General features: G+C 73.3%; 2 protein-coding genes. Both read right to left on the bottom strand.

Annotation, left to right across the window (positions count from 1 at the left end; genetic code table 11):
- Nucleotides 1-3: 3 nt before the first annotated feature.
- Nucleotides 4-10,953 carry a type I polyketide synthase gene (locus tag HNR23_RS26460; protein WP_184072825.1) on the bottom strand — a complete coding sequence of 3,650 codons (10,950 nt, stop codon included), beginning with the start codon at nucleotides 10,951-10,953 and terminating at the stop codon, nucleotides 4-6.
- 57 nt (nucleotides 10,954-11,010) lie between these two features.
- Nucleotides 11,011-22,101, bottom strand: a complete 11,091-nt coding sequence (locus HNR23_RS26455) for an SDR family NAD(P)-dependent oxidoreductase (RefSeq protein WP_184072824.1) — start codon at nucleotides 22,099-22,101, stop codon at nucleotides 11,011-11,013.
- Between the last annotated feature and the right edge of the window lie 597 nt (nucleotides 22,102-22,698).

Here is a 22,698-nt window from a genome sequence, read left to right as displayed (position 1 = left end):
GTGTCACGCTTCCCGCGTCGCGTCGTCGGAGTGTTCGGAGTCGTCAGGGCCATCGGCGCTGCCGGAACCGTCGAGCACCATGCTGATCAGGCTCTCGGCGTCCATCTCGTCGATGGCGCCGATGTCACCGGCGGGGTCGGCGCCGTCCTCTCCACCGTCCTCACCGACCGCCGCCCGCGCCTCGTCCTCACCGGTGAGCCCGGCGAGTTCGAGCAGGCTGTCCATCAGCCCGGCCTCGCGCAACCGGTCGAGCGGGATGGTCTGCAGGGCGGAACGGATCCTTGCCTCACCCGACCCCGGGCCGTCGTCCACGGGGTCCTGCGGTGCGAGCTCGGTGGCGAGGTGGTCGGCCAGTGCCTGGGAGTTGGGGTGGTCGAAGATCAGCGTGGCGGGGAGGCGCAGGCCTGTGGCCGCGTTGACCTGGTTGCGGAACTCGACCGCCGTCAGCGAGTCGAAGCCCAGGTCGCTGAAGGCCCGGTCGGGTTCGACCGCGTCCGGGCCGGGGTGCCCGAGGATGGCCGCCGCCTGGCCCCGGACCAGGTCGAGCAGGACGGTGCCGCGCTCGTCGGCCGACAGCCCGGCCAGCCGCTGCTTGAGCGTGGCCGCCGCCCCCGGCCCCGTCCCGGCGGCGCGACGGGTGGGCGTCCTGACCAGCCCGCGGAACACCGACGGGAGATCGGAGCCGTCCGCGGAGCCGCCGCCGAGCGCGCCCAGGTTCAGGCGCAGGGGCAGGAGCACCGGTTCGGCGAGCCCGGCGGCGGTGTCGAACAGGGACAGCCCCTCCTCGACCGCGAGCGCGTCGACGCCCGAGCGGCTCAGCCGCTGCACGTCGGCGTCGGCCAGACCGCCCGCCATACCCGCGTCACTCGCCCACAGCCCCCACGCCAGCGAGTGGCCGACCTGCCCCTGCGCCCGGCGGTGCGCGGCCAGGGCGTCGAGGTAGGCGTTGGCTGCGGCGTAGTTGCCCTGCCCTGGCGACCCGATGACACCGGCCGCCGACGAGAACAGCACGAACATCGACAGGTCGAGGTCGCGGGTCAGCTCGTGCAGGTTCCACGCCGCATCCACCTTGGGCCGCAGCACCGCGTCGATCCGATCCGGGGTGAGCGAGGCGATCACGCCGTCGTCCAGGACGCCCGCCGCGTGCACGACACCGGTCAGCGGGTACTCGGCCGGGATCGTGCCGAGCAGGGCGGCGAGGGCGTCGCGGTCGGCCGCGTCGCAGGCGGCGATCGTGGCCGCGGCCCCGAGCTCGGCCAGCTCCTTGTGCAGCTCGGCGGCGCCCGGGGCGTCCATTCCCCGGCGGCTGGTCAGCATCAGGTGCCGCACTCCGTGCTCTGCTGCCAGGTGCTTGGCGACCAGGGCACCGAGCGTGCCGGTGGCGCCGGTGACCAGAACGGTGCCGCCGCCGACGCTTCCGGCGCCGACCTGAGTTCCCTCTTCCCTCGGCACCCTCGCCAAGCGGGGGGCGAGGACCGACGACCCGCGCACCGCGACCTGCGGCTCACCCGAAGCGAGGGCGGCCGACAGGCCGTCCGCGGCGACCGCGTCCGTGTCGCCATCCATGTCCACGAGGGCGACCCGGCCCGGGTTCTCGGCCTGAGCGGAGCGCACCAGGCCCCACACCGCGGCCCCGGCCGGATCCACGACCTCCTCGTCCTGCCCGGCGGCCACGGCGCCGCGCGTCACCACGACCAGCCGGGAGTCGGCGAACCGATCCTCGGCCAGCCACGCCTGCAGCACGCCCAGCACCCGGTGCGTCGCCCCGCGGACCACGTCGGGATCGGCGCCGCCGCCCAGGCACGGGAGCAGCACGACGTCGCCGCCCCCCGCCGCGTCGAGGCGGTCGATGCTCCGGGCCTGCGCACCCAGTTCCTCGGCGAGGTCCGGCCCCTGGGCCTTGAGGACCGCCCAGGCCATCGGCTGCGGCGCCCCCGCCCGGACCTGTGTCCAGTCGAGTCGGTACAGCGCCTCGTGGAAGGCGGTCCGCGCGGCGGCCGGCTGCTCGGGGGAGAACGGCCGCAGCACGAGCGACCGCACGGTCGCGACCGCTCCCCCGGCCGGGTCCGCGATGTCCAGCGCCACCTCGCCGTCGCGGGTCCTGCGCACCTGGACCCGCAGGTGGGACGCGCCCACGGCGTGGAGTTCGACGCCCGACCAGGAGAACGGCAGGACCACGCCGTCCGTGTCCCCGGTCAGCGCGACGGCGTGCAGTGCCGCGTCGAGTGCGGCGGGGTGCAGGCCGAAACGGGCGGCCTCCTCCTGCGCGGGGCCGGGCAGCGCCACCTCGGCGGCGATCCCGTCGTCGGTGCGCCAGGCCGCGCGCAGGCCCTGGAACAGCGCGCCGTAGTCGAGGCCGTCTGCGGCGAGTCCGGCGTAGAAGCCGTCCAGGTCAAGGGGTTCGGCACCCTGCGGCGGCCACGCCGCCGGTTCGACGGCCGGAGCACCTTCCGCGGTGCCGAGAAGGCCGGTGGCGTGCCGGGTCCACGGCTCCTCGGCCGGGGCCTCCTCGCCATGCGAGTAGATGTCGACCGGCCGCGCACCCGAATCGTCCGGGTCGCCGACCACCACCTGGAGCGCGACACCCCCGCGCTCGGGAAGCACCAGCGGTGCCTCCAGGGTCAGGTCGTCGATGCGGCCGCACCCGACCTCGTCACCGGCGCGGACGGCCAGCTCCACGAACCCGGTGCCGGGGAACAGCACCGAGCCACCCACCGCGTGGTCGGCCAGCCAGGGCTGGGTGCCGACCGACAGGCGCCCCGACAGGACGACCCCGTCGGACCCCGCCAGCCGGACCGCCGCGCCGAGCAGCGGGTGGTCGGTCGAGCCGAGGCCGACCGATCTGACGTCGCCCCCCTGCCCGCCGACCGAGTCCATCCAGTAGCGCTCGTGCTGGAAGGCGTAGGTGGGCAGATCCACGCGGCTCGCCCCGGACCCGGCGAACACCTGCGGCCAGTCGACGGTGACGCCGGTGGTGTGGAGTGTCCCGAGCGCCGTGACGAGGGCGACGGCTTCGGGACGGTTCTTTCGGAGCGACGGCGCCAGGACCGCACGGTCGGACTCGACGCAGACCCGCGCCATGCCGGTCAGGACGCCGTCCGGCCCCAGTTCGAGGAAGGTCGTCACCCCCTCGGCCTCCAGCGCGCGGATCCCGTCGGCGAACCGCACCGCCTCCCGCACATGCCGCACCCAATACTCCGCCGAGGCCACACCCCCCGATGATCTCGGAGATATCGGGGTCTCAGCGCCGGTTTTTCCCCCAATATCTCCGAGATCAACGGCAGAGGAGAGCGAACCGGTCACGTTGGAGACCACCGGGATCGTGGGGGTGTTGTACGTAAGCCCCTCGGCGACCTCGCGGAACTCCTCCAGCATCGGCTCCATCAGCGGAGAGTGGAAGGCGTGGGACACCGTCAAGCGGCTGGTCTTTCGACCCTGCTTCTTGAAGCGGTCGGCGATCTCCAGAACCGCTGCTTCCTCGCCGGAGACCACGACGGACCGGGGGCCGTTCAGGGCCGCGATGCTCACCTTGCTCTCCAGGCCCGCCAGTGCGGGGGCGACCTCCTCCTCGGTCGCCTGGACCGCCACCATCGCGCCCCCTGCAGGGAGGGCTTGCATCAGGCGGCCGCGTGCGGCCACGAGCGCGCACGCGTCGGGCAGCGACAGCACCCCGGACACATGGGCGGCCGCCAGCTCGCCGACCGAATGCCCGGCCAGGTAATCGGGTTTGATGCCCCAGGACTCGACCAGGCGGAACAGGGCGACCTCGACCGCGAACAGCGCCGTCTGCGTGTAGGCCGTCCGGTCCAGCAGCTCAGAATCGTCCGAGCCCTCCTCGGCCCAGACGATGTCCTTGAGCGGGCGGTCCAGGTGCGTGTCGAGCTCGGCGCACACCGCGTCGAACGCCTCGGCGAAGGCGGGGAAGGCGGCGTACAGCTCCCGACCCATCCCCACACGCTGCGCACCCTGCCCCGAGAACAGGAACGCGAGCTTGCCGTCCCTCGCCGTGCCCTGAACGACGTCGGGGCGGGGCTCACCGGCGATCAGCGTGTCCAGGCCACGCAGCAGTGCGTCCCGGTCCTCACCGATGACCGCCGCGCGATGCTCCAATGGCACCCGCGTCGTGGCCAGCGAGTAGGCCACGTCGAGCGGCGTCAGCTCGTCCCGCTCCACCACGAATGCCTTCAGCCGCTCGGCCTGGGCGCGCAGCGCGTCGGCGCCGCGTCCGGCCAGCAGCCACGGCGTCACCTGCTGGAACGCCGACGCCTGCGGAGCGGTGTCGGGCTGCTCGACTCCGTCCGCCGCTTCCTGACCGGTCGGCGACTGTTCGAGGATGACGTGGGCGTTGGTGCCGCTGATCCCGAACGACGAGATTCCAGCCCGCCGCGGCTGTCCGTTGTCCGGCCAGTCCCGTTCCTCGGTGAGGAGTTCGACCGCGCCCTCCGACCAGTCGACCTGGGGCGTCGGCTCGTCGACGTGGAGCGTCCGGGGCAGTTTGCCGCGCCGGATGGCCTCGACCATCTTGATGACCCCGGCGACGCCCGCCGCCGCCTGCGCGTGGCCGATGTTGGACTTGATCGAGCCGAGCCACAGCGGCTCACCGCTCTGCGGCCGCTCCCGCCCGTAGGTGGCGATGAGCGCCTGCGCCTCGATCGGGTCGCCCAGCGTCGTCCCGGTCCCGTGCGCCTCCACCGCGTCGACCTCGTCCGGACCCAGCCCACCACTGGCCAGCGCCTGGCGGATCACCCGCACCTGCGACGGCCCGTTGGGGGCGGTCAGCCCGTTGCTGGCCCCGTCCTGGTTGACCGCGCTGCCGCGCACCACCGCCAGCACCGGGTGCCCGTTCTTCTCCGCGTCACTCAGCCGCTCGACGAGCAGCATGCCGACGCCCTCGGACCAGCCGGCGCCGTCCGCCGCCCCGGAGAACGACTTGCACCGCCCGTCGGGCGACAGCCCGCGCTGGCTGCTGAACTCGACGAAGACCTCGGGGGTCGCCATGACCGCCACACCCCCGGCGAGCGCCAGATCGGACTCTCCCGACCGCAGCGACTGGATCGCCCAGTGCAGCGCGACCAGCGACGACGAGCAGGCCGTGTCGACCGTGACCGCAGGCCCCTCCAAACCGAAGGTGTAGGAGACCCGGCCCGAGGCGATGCCGCCGGTCGCCGCGTTGGCGGCGTAGTCGTGGTACATCATCCCGGTGAACACACCGGTCGCGCTGCCCTTGAGGGTGCCCGGGTCGATGCCCGCGCTCTCGAAGGCCTCCCACGACGCTTCCAGGAGCAACCTCTGCTGCGGGTCCATATACAGCGCCTCGTTGGGGCTGATCCCGAAGAACGCGGGGTCGAAGTCGGCGGCGTCGTAGAGGAACCCGCCCTCGCGCGTGTAGACCTTGCCGGGTTTGCCGGGTTCCGGGTCGTAGAGGTCCGCGCCCCAGCCGCGGTCCTCGGGGAACGCCGCGACCGCGTCCCGACCGTCGGCGACCAGCCGCCACAGGTCCTCGGGCGAGGCGACGTCGCCCGGGAAGCGGCAGCTCATGCCGACGATGACGATCGGGTCGTCGTCGGACGCGGCGGCGACCGGACGGCGCACGGCGGCCTCGTCCACCTCGCCCGATACCTCGGCCAGGATGTGCCGGGCCACGCGCTGCGGCGTCGGGTGGTCGAAGATCAGCGTGGTCGGCAGGCGCAGCCCGATCTCGTCCTTGAGCCCGTTGCGCAGCTCCACCGCCATGAGCGAGTCGAATCCGAGATCGGAGAAGGCACGCTGCGCGTCGACGGACGCGGCCGTGGCGATACCGATGACCGCGGCGACGTGCTTGCGCACGATCTCCAGCACGGCGGCCTCGCGGTCGGCCTCGGGGATCCTGGCCAGCCGGTCCCGCAGAGAGGAGGCCCCGGCCGCGCGATGCGCGGCCCGGCGGGTCGGGGTGCGGACCAGGCCGCGGAACAGGTCGGGGACGGCGCCGCCGCTGCCGAGAGCGGAGCGGTCGAGGCGCAGCGGCACGAGTACGGGCGGCGCGGTCGGCCGGGTGACCGCCCCGAAGAGCGCCATGCCCTCCTCGGTGGTCAGCGGGACGACGCCGCCCTGCCCGATGCGGGATCTGTCGGTGGCGTCCAGCTGCCCGGTCATCTCACTGCTCTGCGCCCACAGGCCCCACGCGAGCGACTGACCGGGCAGTCCCGAGGCTCGGCGATGTGCGACGAGCGCGTCGAGGTAGGCGTTGGCGGCGGCGTAGTTGCCCTGTCCCGGTGACCCGATGACACCGGCCGCCGACGAGAACAGCACGAAGGCCGACAGGTCGGTGCCCCGGGTCAGTTCGTGCAGGTTCCAGGCCGCGTCCGCCTTGGGCCGCAGGACGGCGTCGATCCTGTCGGGGGTGAGCGAGGCGACCACGCCGTCGTCCAGCACACCGGCTGCGTGCACGACCCCGGTGAGCGGTCGGTCGTTCGGGATGCCGGCGAGCAGGGTCGCCAGTGCGTCGCGGTCGGCGGCGTCGCAGGCGGCGATCACCGCCTGCGCACCCAGACCGGCCAGGTCGTCCCTCAGCTCGGCCGCTCCCGGCGCGTCCATACCGCGGCGGCTGGTCAGCAGCAGATGCCGCACCCCGTGCTCGCGCACCAGGTGCTCGGCCACCAGGGAGCCGATCATGCCGGTGGCGCCGGTGATGAGCACGGTCCCGTGTGGCCCGAACGCCGTACCGGGCCCGCATGCGGGGCCGCCCTCGTCCGCGACGTCCTCCGGGGCCGGGGCGCGGGTCAGGCGGGCGGCGCGGAGCTCGGTTCCGCGCAGGGCGAGCTGTGATTCGCCCGATGCGGCGATCGCGGGGAGCACGTCGGCGAGCCGCCCACCGCCCACCTCCAGGTCCACGAGGATGATCCGCCCGGGGTTCTCGGTCTGGGCCGAGCGCACCAGGCCCCACACCGCCGCCCCGGCCAGGTCGGTGACCTGCTCGGCCGGGGCCGCGGCGATGGCTCCACGGGTGGCGACGAGCAGGCGGGAGCCGGCGAACACCGCCTCGCGCTCCTCGGCCAGCCACCACTGCAGCGCCTCCAGCACGCGGTAGGTCGCCGCACGGACCGTCTCGGGGTCGGTGCCGCCGTCGACGGGGAGGATGACAACGTCGGTGCCGGTGCCGGTGCCGGTGTCGGTGTCGGTGTCGGTGTCGGTGCCGCCGCCGTCTCCTGCGTCGGGGGCGACGTCGGCGACCGCGTCCCACGCGACGGACGACACCGGTCCGCCGGAGTCCGCCGCGACCGGAACGGCGGGCCACTCCACCTGGAACAGCGCGTCATGGAAGGCCGGCCGGGCCGCGCTCAGCCGCGCCTCGTCGATCGCGCGCAGGGTCAGCGACTCCACCGACACCACAGGGGCGCCCGTCGGGTCGGCGATGTCGAGCCTCAGCACGTCGTCGCGGGTGGTCTCGACGCGCACGCGCAGGGCGGTGGCACCGGAGGCGTGCAATCGGACGCCGGACCAGGCGAACGGCAGCATCACCTCGCCCGCGTCCCCGGTGCTCCCGGTCAGCGCGATGACGTGCATGGCCGCGTCCAGGAGGGCCGGGTGCAGGCCGAAGCGCGCCGCGTCGCCGTGCGCGGATTCGGCCAGTTCGACCTCGGCGAACAGTTCGTCGCCGCGCCTCCAGGCGGCACGCAACCCCTGGAACACCGGGCCGTAGCCGTACCCGCTGTCGGCCAGGCGCTCGTAGGCGTCGTCGACACCGACCGGGACGGCGTCCGGCGGCGGCCATACGTCGAGGCGGGCGCCGCCGTCCCCGGTGCCGTCCGACGACAGCAGGCCGGTCGCGTGCCGTGTCCAGGGCGCGTCCGCCGCTTCCTCGTCGTCGGGCCGCGAGTGCACCTCCACGGTGCGCGCACCGGAGTCGTCCGGTCCGCCGACGAGGACCTGCAGGGCGACGCCGCCGCGCTCCGGCAGCACCAGCGGCGCCTCCAGGGTCAGCTCGTCCACGATCCCGCAGCCGACCTCGTCACCGGCGCGGATCGCGAGCTCCACGAACCCGATGCCGGGGAACAGGACGGTGTCGCCGACGCGGTGGTCGGCCAGCCACGGCTGGGTACGGGCCGACAGGCGACCGGTCAGCACCGCGCTGTCGGACCCGGCGAGGCTCACGGCGGCGCCGAGCAGCGGGTGGTCGGCGGAGCCCAGGCCGACCGAGCGGACGTCGCCGCCCTGGCCGCCGACCGAGTCGAGCCAGTAGTGCTCGCGCTGGAAGGCGTAGGTGGGCAGGTCCACGCGGGCGCCGGGCCGCACGGCGAAGGCCGGGGACCAGTCCACTGCGACACCGCGGGTGTGGGCCTCGGCGAGCGCGGTGGCGAAGCGGTCGAGTCCGCCCTCGTCGCGGCGCAGCGACCCGACGGTCGCGGCCGCCGCCCCGGCCGCTTCGATGGACTCGTCGACGCTCATGGTCAGTACGGGGTGGGCGCTGGACTCGACGAAGACCCCGAAGCCCTTCTCCAGCAGGCCGCGCACGACCTCCTCGAAGCGCACCGTGGAGCGGAGGTTGGTGTACCAGTACTCGCCGTCGAGCCGGGAGGTGTCCAGTAGTCCGCCGGTCACCGTCGAGTAGAAGGCGGTGTCGCAGGAGCGGGGGCGCACGTCCGCCAGGGCCGCGAGCAGGTCATCGCGGATCTCCTCGACGAACACCGAGTGCGAGGCGTAGTCCACCTTGACCCGGCGCGCCCGGATGCCCTCGCTCTCCATCTGCGCGAGGAACCCGTCGAGGGCGTCGGCCTCGCCGCACACGACCACCGAACCGGGGCCGTTCTCGACGGCCACCTGGATGCGCCCGTCCCAGCCGCCCACCAGCTCGCGCACGCGCGCGATCGGCGCGGAGACCGAGACCATGCCGCCCTTGCCGGCGAGCTTGTCGGCGATGATCCGGCTGCGCAGCGCCACCACCTTGGCTCCGTCGTCGAGGGTGAGGGCGCCGGCCGCGCAGGCGGCGGCGATCTCGCCCTGGGAGTGGCCGACGACGGCGTCGGGCCGGACGCCGAAGGACCGCCACAGCTCCGCGAGCGACACCATGACCGCCCACAGGACCGGCTGCACGACATCGACGGCGTCGTAGGTGGGGGCGCCCGGCCTGCCCCGGACCACGTCGATGAGGTCCCAGTCGATGTAGGGGGACAGCGCTCGGGCGCACTCGGCCATGCGCTCGGCGAAGACGGGGGAGGTGTCGAGGAGGTCGACGGCCATCCCGACCCACTGCGAACCCTGGCCGGGGAACACGAACACCACGCGCGGGTCGCTGAGCGCCGTGCCGCGTACGACGCCGGGGGCGGGTTCGCCGTCCGCCAGCGCGGTCAGGCCCTCGGCGAGGGCCGTCGGGTCGCCGCCGATGACCACGGCGCGGTGGTCGAAGGCGGCGCGGGTGGTCAGCAGCGCGTGCCCGACATCGGCGGGGTCGGCCCCCGGAACCAGGTCGGTGCGCTCGGCCAGTCTGGCCGCCTGCGCCTGGAGCGCCCGCGGGGTCCTGGCGGAGACGATCCACGGGACCACGGGGAAGGCGGCGGCGACGGGGGCGGCAGGGGTGTCGTCCGCGGCGCCCGCGGCCCCGTCAGGGCCGTCGGTCTCCTCGGATGTCGGCGCCTGTTCGAGGATGACGTGGGCGTTGGTGCCGCTGGCACCGAAGGAGGAGACCCCGGCGCGGCGCGGGTGCCCGTTCTCCTCCCATGCGACGGGCTCGGCCAGCAGCTCGACGGCGCCGGCCGTCCAGTCGACCTGAGGGGAGGGCTCCTCCACGTGCAGGGTCTTGGGCAGGCGCCCGTTGCGCATGGCCATGACCATCTTGATGACCCCGGCCACACCCGCCGCTGCCTGGGTGTGGCCGAGGTTCGACTTGATGGAGCCCAGCCACAGCGGCCGCCCGTCCTCGGGCCGCTTCCTGCCGTAGGTGGCGAGCAGCGCCTGCGCCTCGATGGGGTCGCCGAGTGTGGTCCCGGTTCCGTGCGCCTCGACGGCGTCGACCTGGTCGGCCGGGACCTGGGCGTCGGCGAGGGCCTGCTCGATCACCCGCATCTGCGAGGGGCCGTTGGGTGCGGTCAGACCGTTGGAGGCGCCGTCCTGGTTGATGGCGCTGCCGCGCAGGAGGGCGAGCACGGGGTGCCCGTTCTTCCTGGCGTCGCTCAGCCGCTCCAGCAGCAGCATTCCGGCGCCCTCCCCCCACCCGGTGCCGTCGGCGGCGGCGTCGAAGGCCCTGCATCGCCCGTCGGGGGAGAGCCCGCGCTGCTCGCTGAACCACACGAAGGTCTCGGGCGTGGCGATGACGGTGACGCCTCCGGCCAGCGCGAGCGACGTCTCGCCGCGGCGCAGCGACTGCGCGGCCAGGTGCAGCGCCACCAGCGACGATGAGCAGGCGGTGTCGACCGTGACCGCAGGCCCTTCCAAGCCCAGGGTGTAGGAGACGCGCCCGGAGACGACCGCGCCGCGTGTGGTGCTGGCCGCGTAGTCGTGGTAGACGAGCCCGGCGAACACACCGGTGGGGCTGCCCTTCAGCCGGGTCGGGTCGATCCCGGCGCGCTCGAAGGCCTCCCAGGACGTCTCCAGGAGCAGCCGCTGCTGGGGGTCGCTCTCCTTGGCCTCGCGCGGGCTGATGCTGAAGAAGTCGGCGTCGAACTCCCCCGCGTCGTAGAGGAAGCCGCCTTCGCGCGCGTACGTCTTGCCGGGGGTGCCCGGGACCGGGTCGTAGAGATCGTCGACGTCCCAGCCGCGGTCGGTGGGGAACCCCGCGATGACGTCCTGCCCCTCGTCCACCAGCCGCCACAGCTTCTCGGGGGTGTCCGCGCCCCCCGGGTAGCGGCACGACATGCCCACGATCGCGATCGGCTCGTGGTCGCGCGCCTCGACCTCGCGGAGTCGACGCCGGGTCTGCTGGAGGTCGGCCGTGGCCCGCTTCAGATAGTCGCGAAGCTTGTCGTCGTTGGCCTTGGTCATGGATTCAACCAATCTTGCTGCGGTGGCAGGTGGGGCCGGCGTCGTGTCTCGTGCGGGTCAGGGTGTGCCGAGCTCGTTGTCCAGGACCGCGAACAGCTCGTCGTCGGAGGCCTCCGCGAAGTCGCTCTCCGGCGCTTCCTCGGCCGTCGTTCCGGCGTGTGCGTCCTGCCACGTGCGCAGCAGCGTCTCCAGGCGGGCGGTGATCTTGGCGTGCTCGCCGCCGTCGTCACCGCTGGAGGCGAGGGTGGTGAGAGCAGCGCCGAGCCGGTCGAGCTCGGCGAGGACGGGCTGCGCGGAGTCCGCTTCCTCGGGGCTCGCCTCGGACCTGATGAACCCGGCCACCTGGCGGGAGGTGGGGTGGTCGAACAGCAGCGTGGCGGGCATGCGCAGCCCGGTGGCGGCGTTGAGCCGGTTGCGCAGCTCCACCGCCGCCAGCGAGTCGAAGCCCAGCTCGGAGAAGGCGCGGTCGGGCTCGACCCGGGTGGAGGCGGCGTGCCCGAGGACGGCGGCGACGTGCTTGGCGACCAGCTCCATCAGGAAGTCGTCGCGCTCGGGCGCGCTCATCCGCGCCAGCCGGTCCGCGAGCGGCGCGCCCACGCCGGTGCCGGACGTCCCGCCGCCCTGGGCCGCCGCCTGCCGGACCGGGACGGGCACGACGCCGTACAGGGCGGGGGGCAGCAGGCCGGTGCCGGCCTGCGCCCGCAGGGTGGCGAGGTCGAGGAGGACCGGCAGCAGCACACCGCCATCCGTGCCGAGCGCCGCGTCGAGCAGTTCCAGTCCCTGGTCGGCGGACATCGGTGTGATGCCGGAGCGGTTCATCCGCCGCAGGTCGGAGTCTCCGAGGCTCCCTGCCATGCCGCCATCGCCCAGACCCCACAGGCCCCAGGCCAGAGACATCCCGGGCAGGCCGAGGGAGCGGCGGTGCACGGCCAGGGCGTCGAGGTAGGCGTTGGCCACCGCGTAGTTGCCCTGTCCAGGGCCGCCGAGGGTACCGGCGACCGAGGAGAAGAGGAGGAACAGCGACAGGGATTCGGTGTCGCGCGTGAGGTCGTGCAGGTGTCGGGCGGCGTCGACCTTGGGGCGCAGGACGTTCGCCATGCGCTCGGAGGTCAGCGACCCGATGACGCCGTCGTCGAGCACACCGGCGGTGTGGATGACTCCGGTGAGCGGGTGCTCGGCAGGGATGGTGTCCAGGAGTTCGGCGAGCGCGTCGCGGTCGGCCACGTCACAGGCGGCGATGGTGGCCCCTGCGCCGAGCGCGGCCAGTTCGGCCTGCAATTCGGCCGCTCCCGGCGCGTCCATACCGCGGCGGCTGGTCAGCAGCAGGTGCCGCACCCCGTGCTCGCGCACCAGGTGCTCGGCCACCAGCGCGCCCAGCCCGCCCGTACCGCCGGTGACCAGCACCGTTCCCTCCACATCGAGGCCGATGGAGGCGTCATCGGACAAGGTGGGTGCGGCGGCCCGGGTGAGCCGGGGCGCCAGGGCCGTTCCGTCGCGCAGCGCGACCTCGGGTTCGTCCAGGGCCGTGGTGGTGAGCAGCGCCTCACAGGAGGAGTCGGCGGAGTCCACGTCCAGCAGCATGAACCGGTCGGGATTCTCCGACTCCGCCGAGCGGATCAGGCCCCGGATCGCGGCACCGACCAGGTTCGGCGCCGCTTCGCCGGTGGTGGACACCGCGTCTCGGGTGACGACCACGAGCTTGGAGTCGGCACAGCGGGGTTCGGCCAACCAGGTTCGGAGGAACGCGAGGGTGGCCGCGGCCGCGCCGTGCACAGCCGCGGGATCCGCGTCCGCCTCTCCCGCGTGCCCGGTCGGCGGGGCCGTGGCGAGCAGCACCGTGCCCGGCACCGACGCGCCGTCGCCGACGGCGTCCAGCAGTGCGGGGATGTCGGCGAACACCGGCACGTCGCCACCGAGGCCCAGCGCATCGGAGCCGACGACCGCCCAGCCTCCAGGTGCCGGGGCCGCCGCGGCGGTGCTGCCGGAGGAAACCGGTTCCCAGGCGATCCGGAACAGCGCGTCGTCGCGGACGCCGCCGGTCGCTCTGAGCCGATCGGCGGAGACCCGTCGGAACGCGACCGCCTCGGCCGTCAGGACCGGCCGCCCCGCGGCGTCGGCGATCATCAGCTTCCTGCCCCCGTCCTCACTCGCGGCGGTGAGCCGGACCCGGGCGGCCGCGGCGCCGGTGGCGTGCAGGGTCACCCCCTTCCAGGAGGTGGGGAGGACGATCCCGTCACCGTCGTCGCCACCCCCGTCGAGCAGCCCGGTGTGGAGCGCCGCGTCGAGCAGGGCGGGGTGCAGGCCGAAGGCGGCGGCATCCCCGTCGTCGGGCAGGGCGACCTCGGCGAACAGGTCGTCCCCCGCCTGCCACGCCGACCGGAGCCCCTGGAACACCGGGCCGTGCCCGTACCCGGCGGTGAACAGGCGCTTGTAGGTGTCGTCGGCATCGATGGCGGTGGCGCCGGACGGCGGCCACTCCGCGAGAGGTGCCGGAGCGGTGTCGGCGGAGGAGCCGAGGACGCCCGTGGCGTGCCGCGTCCAGGGAGCGTCCGGTACGGCGTCCTCGGCGCGCGAGTAGATGGAGATGGGCCGGGCCCCCGACTCCTGCGAGCCGCCCACAGCCACCTGCAGGGCGACACCACCGCGCTCGGGAAGGACCAGCGGTACCTCCACGGCCAGCTCGGCCACGGTGGCGCAACCGACCTCGTCCCCTGCGCGGACCGCCAGTTCGACGAGTGCCGCCGGTGGAAGCACCGCGGTGCCGAGGATGTCGTGATCGGCGAGCCACTGCTGGGTGCCCACGGCAAGGCGGCCGGTGAGGACCCTGCCCCCGGACTCCGGGATGGCGACGGCGGCACTGAGCAGCGGGTGGTCGACCGTCTCCAGCCCGGCGAACCCGACGCTGCCGGACTCGTCGCCCTCGGAGTTCAGCCAGAAGCGTTCCCGTTGGAAGGCGTAGGTGGGCAAGTCGACGCGATCGGCGCCGCGACCCGCGAAGAACGCCTCCCAGTCCACCGCCGTACCCCGGGCGTGCAGCACACCGAGACCGGTGACCAGTTCGCGCTCCTCGCCGCGGTCCTTGCGTAGGACCGGGAAGAACGCGACATCGGCGTCGCCGGTGACGCAGTCCTGGCCCATCCCCGACAGCACACCGTCGGGGCCGAGCTCGACAAAGGTCGTGACGCCTTCGGCCTCCAGGGCGCGGATCCCGTCGGCGAACCGCACCGCCTCCCGCACATGCCGCACCCAATACTCCGCCGAGGCCACACCCCCCGATGATCTCGGAGATATCGGGGTATCAGCGCCGGTCTTTCCCCCGATATCCCCGAGATCAACGGCAGAGGAGAGCGAACCGGTCACATTGGACACGATCGGGATCGACGGCGGGTCGTAGGTGAGGCCTTCAGCGACCGAACGGAACTCCTCCAGCATCGGCTCCATCAACGGAGAGTGGAAGGCGTGGGACACCGTCAAGCGGCTGGTCTTGCGACCCTCCCCCTTGAAGCGGTCGGCCACCGCGAGAACCGCGTCCTCGGCACCGGAGACCACCACCGAGGCCGGGCCGTTCAGGGCCGCGATGCTCACCCGGTCGGCCACCTCCGCGAGAACCGGGGCGACCTCCCCCTCGGTCGCCTGGACCGCCACCATCGCCCCGCCCGCAGGCAGCGCCTGCATCAACCGCCCCCGCGCCGCCACCAGCGCGCACGCATCGGCAAGCGACAGCACCCCGGACACATGCGCGGCCGCCAGCTCACCGACCGAATGCCCGGCCAGGAAGTCCGGCGTGATCCCCCACGACTCGACCAGGCGGAACAGGGCGACCTCGATCGCGAACAGCGCCGTCTGCGTGTAGGCCGTCCGGTCCAGCAGCCCGACGTCGTCCGAGCCTTCCTCCGCCCACACCACCTCCTTGAGCGGGCGGTCCAGGTGCGTGTCGAGCTCGGCGCACACCGCGTCGAACGCCTCACGGAACGCCGGGAACCTGCCGTACAGCTCCCGACCCATCCCCACACGCTGCGCACCCTGCCCGGTGAAGAGAAACGCGGTCGATCCTCCGGTACGGGCCACGCCTTGAACGACCCCACCCGCGGGCTCACCTGCGGCCAGTCCGGACAGTCCCTCCAGCAGCTCACCGTGGTCCCCCGCCACCACGACTCCGCGGTGCTCCATCGGGACGCGGGTCGTGGCCAGCGAGTAGGCGGTGTTCGTCAGGTCGGCCAGGTCGAACGTGTTCGGGTCACTGTGCTGGACGATGTGCGAGCGCAGCTTCGCGGCCTGTGCGCGCAGCGCCTCGGTGCTCTTGGCGGACACGAGTACGGGCACCGCTTCCGCTGCCGACGCACGACCGCCGGTGCCGTCCCCCGTGTCGGTGTCGGCGTCGGCAACCGCCTGCAGTGCCTGGCCCATCGGCGCCTGTTCGAGGACCACGTGGGCGTTGGTGCCGCTGGCGCCGAAGGAGGAGACGGCGGCCCGGCGCGGGCGGTCGGTCGACGGCCACGGCCGCGCTTCGGTCAGCAGCTCCACCGCTCCCGCCGACCAGTCGACCTCGGGGGTGGGCGCGTCGATGTGCAGGGTCTTGGGCAGCAGCCCGTAGCGGAGCCCCATCACCGTCTTGATGACGCCGGCGATGCCCGCCGCCGCCTGGGTGTGCCCGATGTTGGACTTGATCGAGCCGAGCCACAGCGGCTCACCGCTCTGCGGCCGCTCCTGCCCGTAGGTGGCAATGAGGGCCTGCGCCTCGATCGGGTCGCCCAGCGTCGTCCCGGTCCCGTGCGCCTCCACCGCGTCGACCTCGGCGGGGGTCAACCCACCACTGGCCAGCGCCTGGCGGATGACCCGCTGCTGCGCGGGTCCGTTGGGGGCGGTCAGGCCGTTGCTGGCGCCGTCCTGGTTGAGTGCGCTGGCGCGGATGACGGCGAGCACCCGGTGGCCGTTGCGTTCGGCGTCGCTCAACCGCTCGACGATGAGGACACCGGCGCCTTCACCCCACCCGGCGCCGTCGGCGGCCGCCGCGAACGCCTTGGACCGGCCGTCGACGGCGAGCCCGCGCTGGTGGCTGAACTCGACGAACATCTCCTGGGTGGCCATCACCGCCACACCTCCGACGAGCGCCAGCGAGCTTTCCCCGGACCGCAGCGACTGGATCGCCCAGTGCAGCGCGACCAGGGAGGACGAGCACGCGGTGTCGACGGTGACCGCCGGGCCTTCCAGGCCGAACGTGTAGGCGATGCGCCCGGAGGCGATGGAGCCGGTGCTGCTGTTGGCCGCGTAGTCGTGGTACATCATCCCGGTGAACACGCCGGTCGCGCTGCCCTTGAGTGTGGCCGGGTCGATTCCGGCGCGTTCGAAGGCCTCCCAGGACGTTTCCAGCAGCAGCCGCTGCTGGGGGTCCATCGTCAGTGCTTCGCGGGGGCTGATGTTGAAGAACGCGGGGTCGAAGTCGGCGGCGTCGTAGAGGAAGCTGCCCTCGCGCGCGTAGTTCTTCCCGGGGGTGCCCGGCTCGGGGTCGAAGGTGCCCTCGATGTCCCAGCCCCGGTCGGTGGGGAAGGCCGACACGGTGTCACGGCCGTCGACCACCAGCTGCCACAGGTCGTCGGGGGTCTCCACGCCGCCCGGGAAGCGGCAGCCCATGCCCACGATGACGATCGGGTCGTCATCGGGTGCGGCCGTCGCCGCCACCGCAGCCGCGGGCACGGTCCGGGTGGCGGTGAAGAAGGACGCGAGGTGCAGGGCGACCTGCCGGGAGGTCGGGTAGTCGAAGAGGAGGGTCGCGGGCAGGCGCAGACCGGTGGAGGTGTTCAGGGTGTTGCGCAGCTCCACGGCGGCGAGCGAGTCGAAGCCGAGCTCCTGGAAGGGGCGGTCCGGGTCGATCGCGTCGGCCGACGCGTGCCCGAGGACGGTGGCGACGTGTGTGCTCACCAGGTCGAGCAGAATGCGGTCGCGCGCCTCAGGGTCCAGCGTGGCCAGCCGCTGCTCCAGGGTCGATGGTGAACCGGGGGTGCCGCCGCCCGCCGCGGCCTGCCGCGCCTGCCGGGCGCGGGCCGGGACCAGTCCGCGCAGCAGGGCGGGCAGTTCGTCGGCGCGGGCGCGCAGCGCTGCCATGTCGACCTTGGTGGGGATGAGCACGGCCGCGTCGTCGGCGACGGCGTCGTCGAAGAGGGACAGGCCCTCGTCGGTGGAGAGAGCGGGCAGGCCCAGGCGGTTCATCCGCTGCAGGTCGGCCTCGCCGAGTTCGCCCGCCATGCCGGTGTCGATGCTCCACAGCCCGAAGGCCAGGGAGGTCGCGGGCAGTCCGGTGGACCGCCGGTGCCGGGCCAGTGCGTCGAGGAAGACGTTGGCGGTCGCGTACCCGGCCTGCCCCGCGGCGAGCAGCATGCCGCCGGTGGAGGAGAAGAGCACGAAGGCCGACAGGTCGAGGTGGCGGGTGAGTTCGTGCAGGTGCCAGGCGGCGTCGGCTTTGGGGCGCAGCACGGTGTCGAGCTGTTCGCGGGTCAGCGCGGTGACGAGCCCGTTGTCGGCGACGCCCGCGGCGTGGACGACACCGGTCAGCGGGTGATCGGCGGGGATGCCGGTGAGCAGGGCGGCGAGCGCGTCGCGGTCGGCCACGTCACAGGCGGCGATGGTGGCCTCTGCGCCGAGCGCGGCCAGTTCGGCCTGCAATTCGGCCGCTCCCGGCGCGTCCATACCGCGGCGGCTGGTCAGCAGCAGGTGCCGCACCCCGTGCTCGCGCACCAGGTGCTCGGCGACCAGCGCGCCCAGCCCGCCCGTACCGCCGGTGACCAGCACCGTTCCGTCTGGGGTCCAAGTGGCGGTGTCGCCCTCGGTGCCCGGTCGGCCCGGTCGGTTCGCCCGCGCGAGCCGGGGGACGTGCACGGTGCCGCCGCGCACCGCCGCCTCGGTCTCGTCGGAGGCGGCCAGGGCGCGGAGGAGGGGCGTGAGGTCGTCGCGGCCGTCGACGTCCACGAGGGTGATCCTGCCGGGGTTCTCCGCCTGTGCGGCACGTACCGTCCCCCACAGCGGGGCCTGGACGAGGTCGATCGTGTCGTTCTCGGGGTCGACGACCACGGCGTTCCGTGTGGCGATGACCAGGTGGGATGCGGCGAACCGGTCATCGTTCAGCCAGGCGCGCAGCAGGTCCAGCGTCCGATGGGCCGCTGCGCGCACCGCCTGCGGAGTCGCCGCGCCCGTTCCGGGATCGGCGGTTCCGCGGGGTTCGGCGACGGCGAGGACGACGTCGGGGGCCTGCGTTCCGTCGTCCAGGGTGGACGCCAGCTCGGCCAGGTCGGGGAAGGCCGTGCCCGCGCCGCCGAAGCCGTTGCCTTCTGCTCCCAGCACCGCCAGGCTCCGATCGGCCGGGGCATCGGACGGGTTCACCCCCGCGGCCGGTGTCCAGTCCACGGTGAACAGTGCGTCGTGCCGCTTCGACCCCGCGGCCGCGGTGAGCCCGCCGGCGTCGACGGGGCGGGTCACCTGGGTCTGGACCGACAGCACCGGCCGACCGGTGGTGTCGGTCATGGTGAGGGATTCGCGGCCCTGGCCGAGCAGCGAGATCCGCACGCGCAGTGCGGTCGCGCCGACGGCGTGCAGGCAGACCCGGTTCCAGGCGAACGGCAGTAGCGTCTCGCCGTCGCCCTTGTCCTCCAGCAGGCCGACGTGCAGCGCCGCGTCCATCAGGGCGGGGTGGAGGCCGAAACGGGCGGCGTCCTCGTGGGCGTGCTCGGGCAGGGCGACCTCGGCGAACAGATCGTCACCGCTCCGCCAGGCCGCGCGCAGGCCGCGGAACACCGGGCCGTACCCGTAGCCGTCACCGGTGAGACGGTCGTAGGCGTCCTCGACCGGGACGGGGGTGGCGTTCGGCGGCCACTCCCCCAGGTCGGCGGCGGGGGCGTCGGCGCCGGGGGCGAGAATGCCGCTGGCGTGCCGCGTCCAGCCGTCCTCCCCGGCCAGGTCGTCCTCGCGCTGGGAGTAGACGGCCACGTTTCGGGTGCCGGAGCCGTCCGGGTCGCCGACGACCACCTGCAGTGCGACGCCGCCCCGCTCCGGCAGGGTCAGCGGCGCCTCCAGGGTGATCTCCTCGACGAGGCCGCAGCCGACCTCGTCGCCCGCGCGGATCGCCAGCTCCACGAAGCCGGTGCCGGGGAAGAGGATGGTCTCGCCGATCCGGTGGTCGGCCAGCCAGGGCTGGGTGCCGACTGCGAGGCGGCCCGACAGCACGACGCCGTCGGAGTCCGCGACCCGCACGGCGGCGCCGAGCAACGGGTGGTCGGTCGGGCCGAGGCCGACCGATCGGACGTCGCCCTGACCGCCGGGGGTGGCGACGGAGTTCATCCAGAAGCGCTCGCGCTGGAAGGCGTAGGTCGGCAGATCGACGCGCTTGCCCCGGCCGGTGAAGACCCGTGCCCAGTCCACGGACGCGCCGTCGGCGTGCAGCGCGCCGACGGCGGTGAAGAGCGCCGTCACCTCGCCCCGGTCCTTCCGGGCGGCCGGGACCAGCAGGGCATCGGCGGACTCCACGCACCCCTGCGCCATCGCGGTGAGGACACCGTCAGGGCCCAGCTCCAGGAAGCGCGTGACGCCTTCGGCCTCCAGCGCGTGGATCCCGTCGGCGAACCGCACCGCCTCCCGCACATGCCGCACCCAATACTCCGCCGAGGCCACATCCCCCGATGATCTCGGAGATATCGGGGCATCAGCGCCGGTCTTTCCCCCGATATCCCCGAGATCAACGGCAGAGGAGAGCGAACCGGTCACATTGGACACGATCGGGATCGACGGCGGGTCGTAGGTGAGGCCTTCAGCGACCGAACGGAACTCCTCCAGCATCGGCTCCATCAACGGAGAGTGGAAGGCGTGGGACACCGTCAGGCGGCTGGTCTTGCGACCCTGCTCCCTGAAGCGGTCGGCCACCGCGAGAACCGCGTCCTCGGCACCGGAGACCACCACCGAGGCCGGGCCGTTCAGGGCCGCGATGCTCACCCGGTCGGCCACCTCCGCGAGAACCGGGGCGACCTCCCCCTCGGTCGCCTGGACCGCCACCATCGCCCCGCCCGCAGGCAGCGCCTGCATCAACCGCCCCCGCGCCGCCACCAGCGCGCACGCATCGGCAAGCGACAGCACCCCGGCGACATGGGCGGCCGCCAGCTCGCCGACCGAATGCCCGGCCAGGTAATCGGGTTTGATGCCCCAGGACTCGACCAGCCGGAACAGGGCGACCTCGACCGCGAACAGCGCCGTCTGCGTGTAGGCCGTCCGGTCCAGCAGCCCGGCCTCATCCGAACCCTCCACCGCCCACACCACCTCCTTGAGCGGGCGGTCCAGGTGCGTGTCGAGCTCGGCGCACACCGCGTCGAACGCCTCGGCGAAGGCGGGGAAGGCGGCGTGCAACTCCCGACCCATCCCCACACGCTGCGCACCCTGCCCCGAGAACAGGAAGGCGGTTCTGCCCTCGGACGCGGAGCCGCGGACCACGTTGGGGGCTGCGGTATCGGCGGCGACGGCGTGCAGACCGCGCAGCAGGTCTTCACGGTCCGCGCCGACGACGACGGCGCGGTGGTCCAGGGTGGCGCGGGTGGTGGCCAGTGAGAAGCCGACGTCGAAGGGGTCGGGGTCGGTCCCGTCGCCATCGCGCCGGGCGAAGGCGTGCAGGCGCTCGGCCTGGGCGCGCAGTGCCGCGGGCGTCTTGGCGGAGATCAGCCAGGGCACGACAGGGCCGCGGACGGCCGGGCGGGCGTCGTCGGCCGGGTCGGGGGCGGCGGTCGCGTCCGCTTCTCCGTCGCGGAGGTCGGTGTCGGGTTCCCGCCGCCCGCTCGGCGCCTCTTCGAGGACCACGTGGGCGTTGGTGCCGCTGATGCCGAAGGAGGAGACCCCGGCGCGGCGGGGGTGGTCGGTCGCGGGCCAGGGGTGGGCCTGGCGTAGGAGTTCGACGGCGCCGTCGGACCACTCGACCTGCGGGTTGGGCTCCTCCAGGTGGAGGGTCCGGGGCAGCAGGCCGTGGCGCATCGCCATGATCATCTTGATGATGCCGCCGACACCGGCCGCCGCCTGGGCGTGGCCGATATTGGACTTGATGGAGCCGAGCCGCAGCGGCCGGTCCTGCGGCCGGTTGCGGCCGTAGGTGGCGATGAGCGCCTGGGCCTCGATGGGGTCGCCCAGGGTGGTTCCGGTGCCGTGGGCCTCGACGGCGTCGACGTCGGCGGGGGTGAGCCCGGCGGCGGCCAGGGCCTGGGCGATGACGCGCTGCTGGGCGGGGCCGTTGGGGGCAGTGAGCCCGCTGCTGGCGCCGTCCTGGTTGACGGCGGTGCCGCGCACGACGGCGAGGACGGGGTGGCCGTGGCGGCGGGCGTCGGAGAGCCGCTCGGCGATGAGGATTCCGGCGCCCTCGGACCAGCCCGTGCCGTCGGCGGTCGCGGAGAAGGACTTGCACCGCCCGTCGGCGGCCAGCCCGCGCTGGCGGCTGAACTCGACGATGGTCTCGGGGGTGGCCATAACGGTGACGCCGCCGGCCAGGGCGAGTGTGCATTCGCCGCGGCGCAGCGACTGGGCGGCGAGGTGCAGGGCGACGAGGGAGGACGAGCAGGCGGTGTCGACCGATACCGAGGGGCCTTCGAGGCCGAAGGTGTAGGAGAGGCGGCCGGAGGTGATGGAGCCGGTGGCGGAGCCGCCGGCGTAGTCGTGGTACATCATTCCGGCGAACACGCCGGTGGGGCTGCCGCGGAGTGAGGAGGGGTCGATTCCGGCGCTCTCGAAGGCCTCCCAGGCCACTTCGAGGAGCAGGCGCTGCTGCGGGTCGGTCTCCTTGGCCTCGCGTGGGCTGATGCCGAAGAAGTCCGCGTCGAACGCGGCGGCGTCATGGAGGAAGCCGCCTTCGCGGGTGTAGCTCTTGCCGGGTGTGCCGGGCTCCGGGTCGTAGAGCGCGTCGGTGTCCCAGCCGCGGTCGGTGGGGAACTCGGAGACGGCGTCCCGGCCTTCGGCGACGAGGCGCCAGAGGTCGTCCGGAGAGGCCACGTCCCCGGGGTAGCGGCATGCCATGCCGACGATGGCGATGGGCTCGTGGTCCCGCCGTTCAGTCTCGGCAATACGCTTGCGGGCCTCGCGCAGATCCGCTGTCGCCCGCTTCAGGTAATCGAGAAGTTTCTTCTCGTTGTTCACCCACGCCACCCCACTGAATCGATCAGGAAAATCGTGCGCCGATGCACAGGAGCCACGGCGCACACGAGTGGGGGCGACCCCGGGCCGCGGACCCGATTCGCCACTCGAATCCCCGGATTCGGTTTCGCCCCGATCACCGTCGACAAGATTCGGCGACCATTGCCGTAATCAGTTGCCTCCACTTATCGAGCCGCGCTCAAGAATCATCGGAAAACCTCTCGAAGGCACCGAGATATCCACTTGCACGCTACTTAGCACCCCCGTGGGGCGCCACCCCTAGCTCGTCCCTACTCCCCCCTAACGGGGAGCGGGCGGCCGGCTTCGCGCCGTGCCCGCCCCGAGGCGCTGCCGTGACCTTATTGTTACTCACGAGTAGCCCAAGAACGCTGCGGCGCGGATCAGTCACACACGGTGAATAGCGCCAGGTTGCGCCATCCCGTCGAAACGGAAATGATCTCACCCGCACCGAACGCCCGCCCCGGCGCCCGAAAAGGCCTCCACCGCGGGCGATTCAACGCCGCCCGGATGGGTTAGGCTCATCCTGACGGTTATACGGACGACTAAGACGTAAGTACGTATAACGTCAAGGGAGGTTCA

It is taken from the genome of Nocardiopsis mwathae (genome assembly GCF_014201195.1).
Lineage (GTDB): Bacteria > Actinomycetota > Actinomycetes > Streptosporangiales > Streptosporangiaceae > Nocardiopsis_C > Nocardiopsis_C mwathae.
This window is presented reverse-complemented; position numbering and strand designations above follow the sequence as displayed.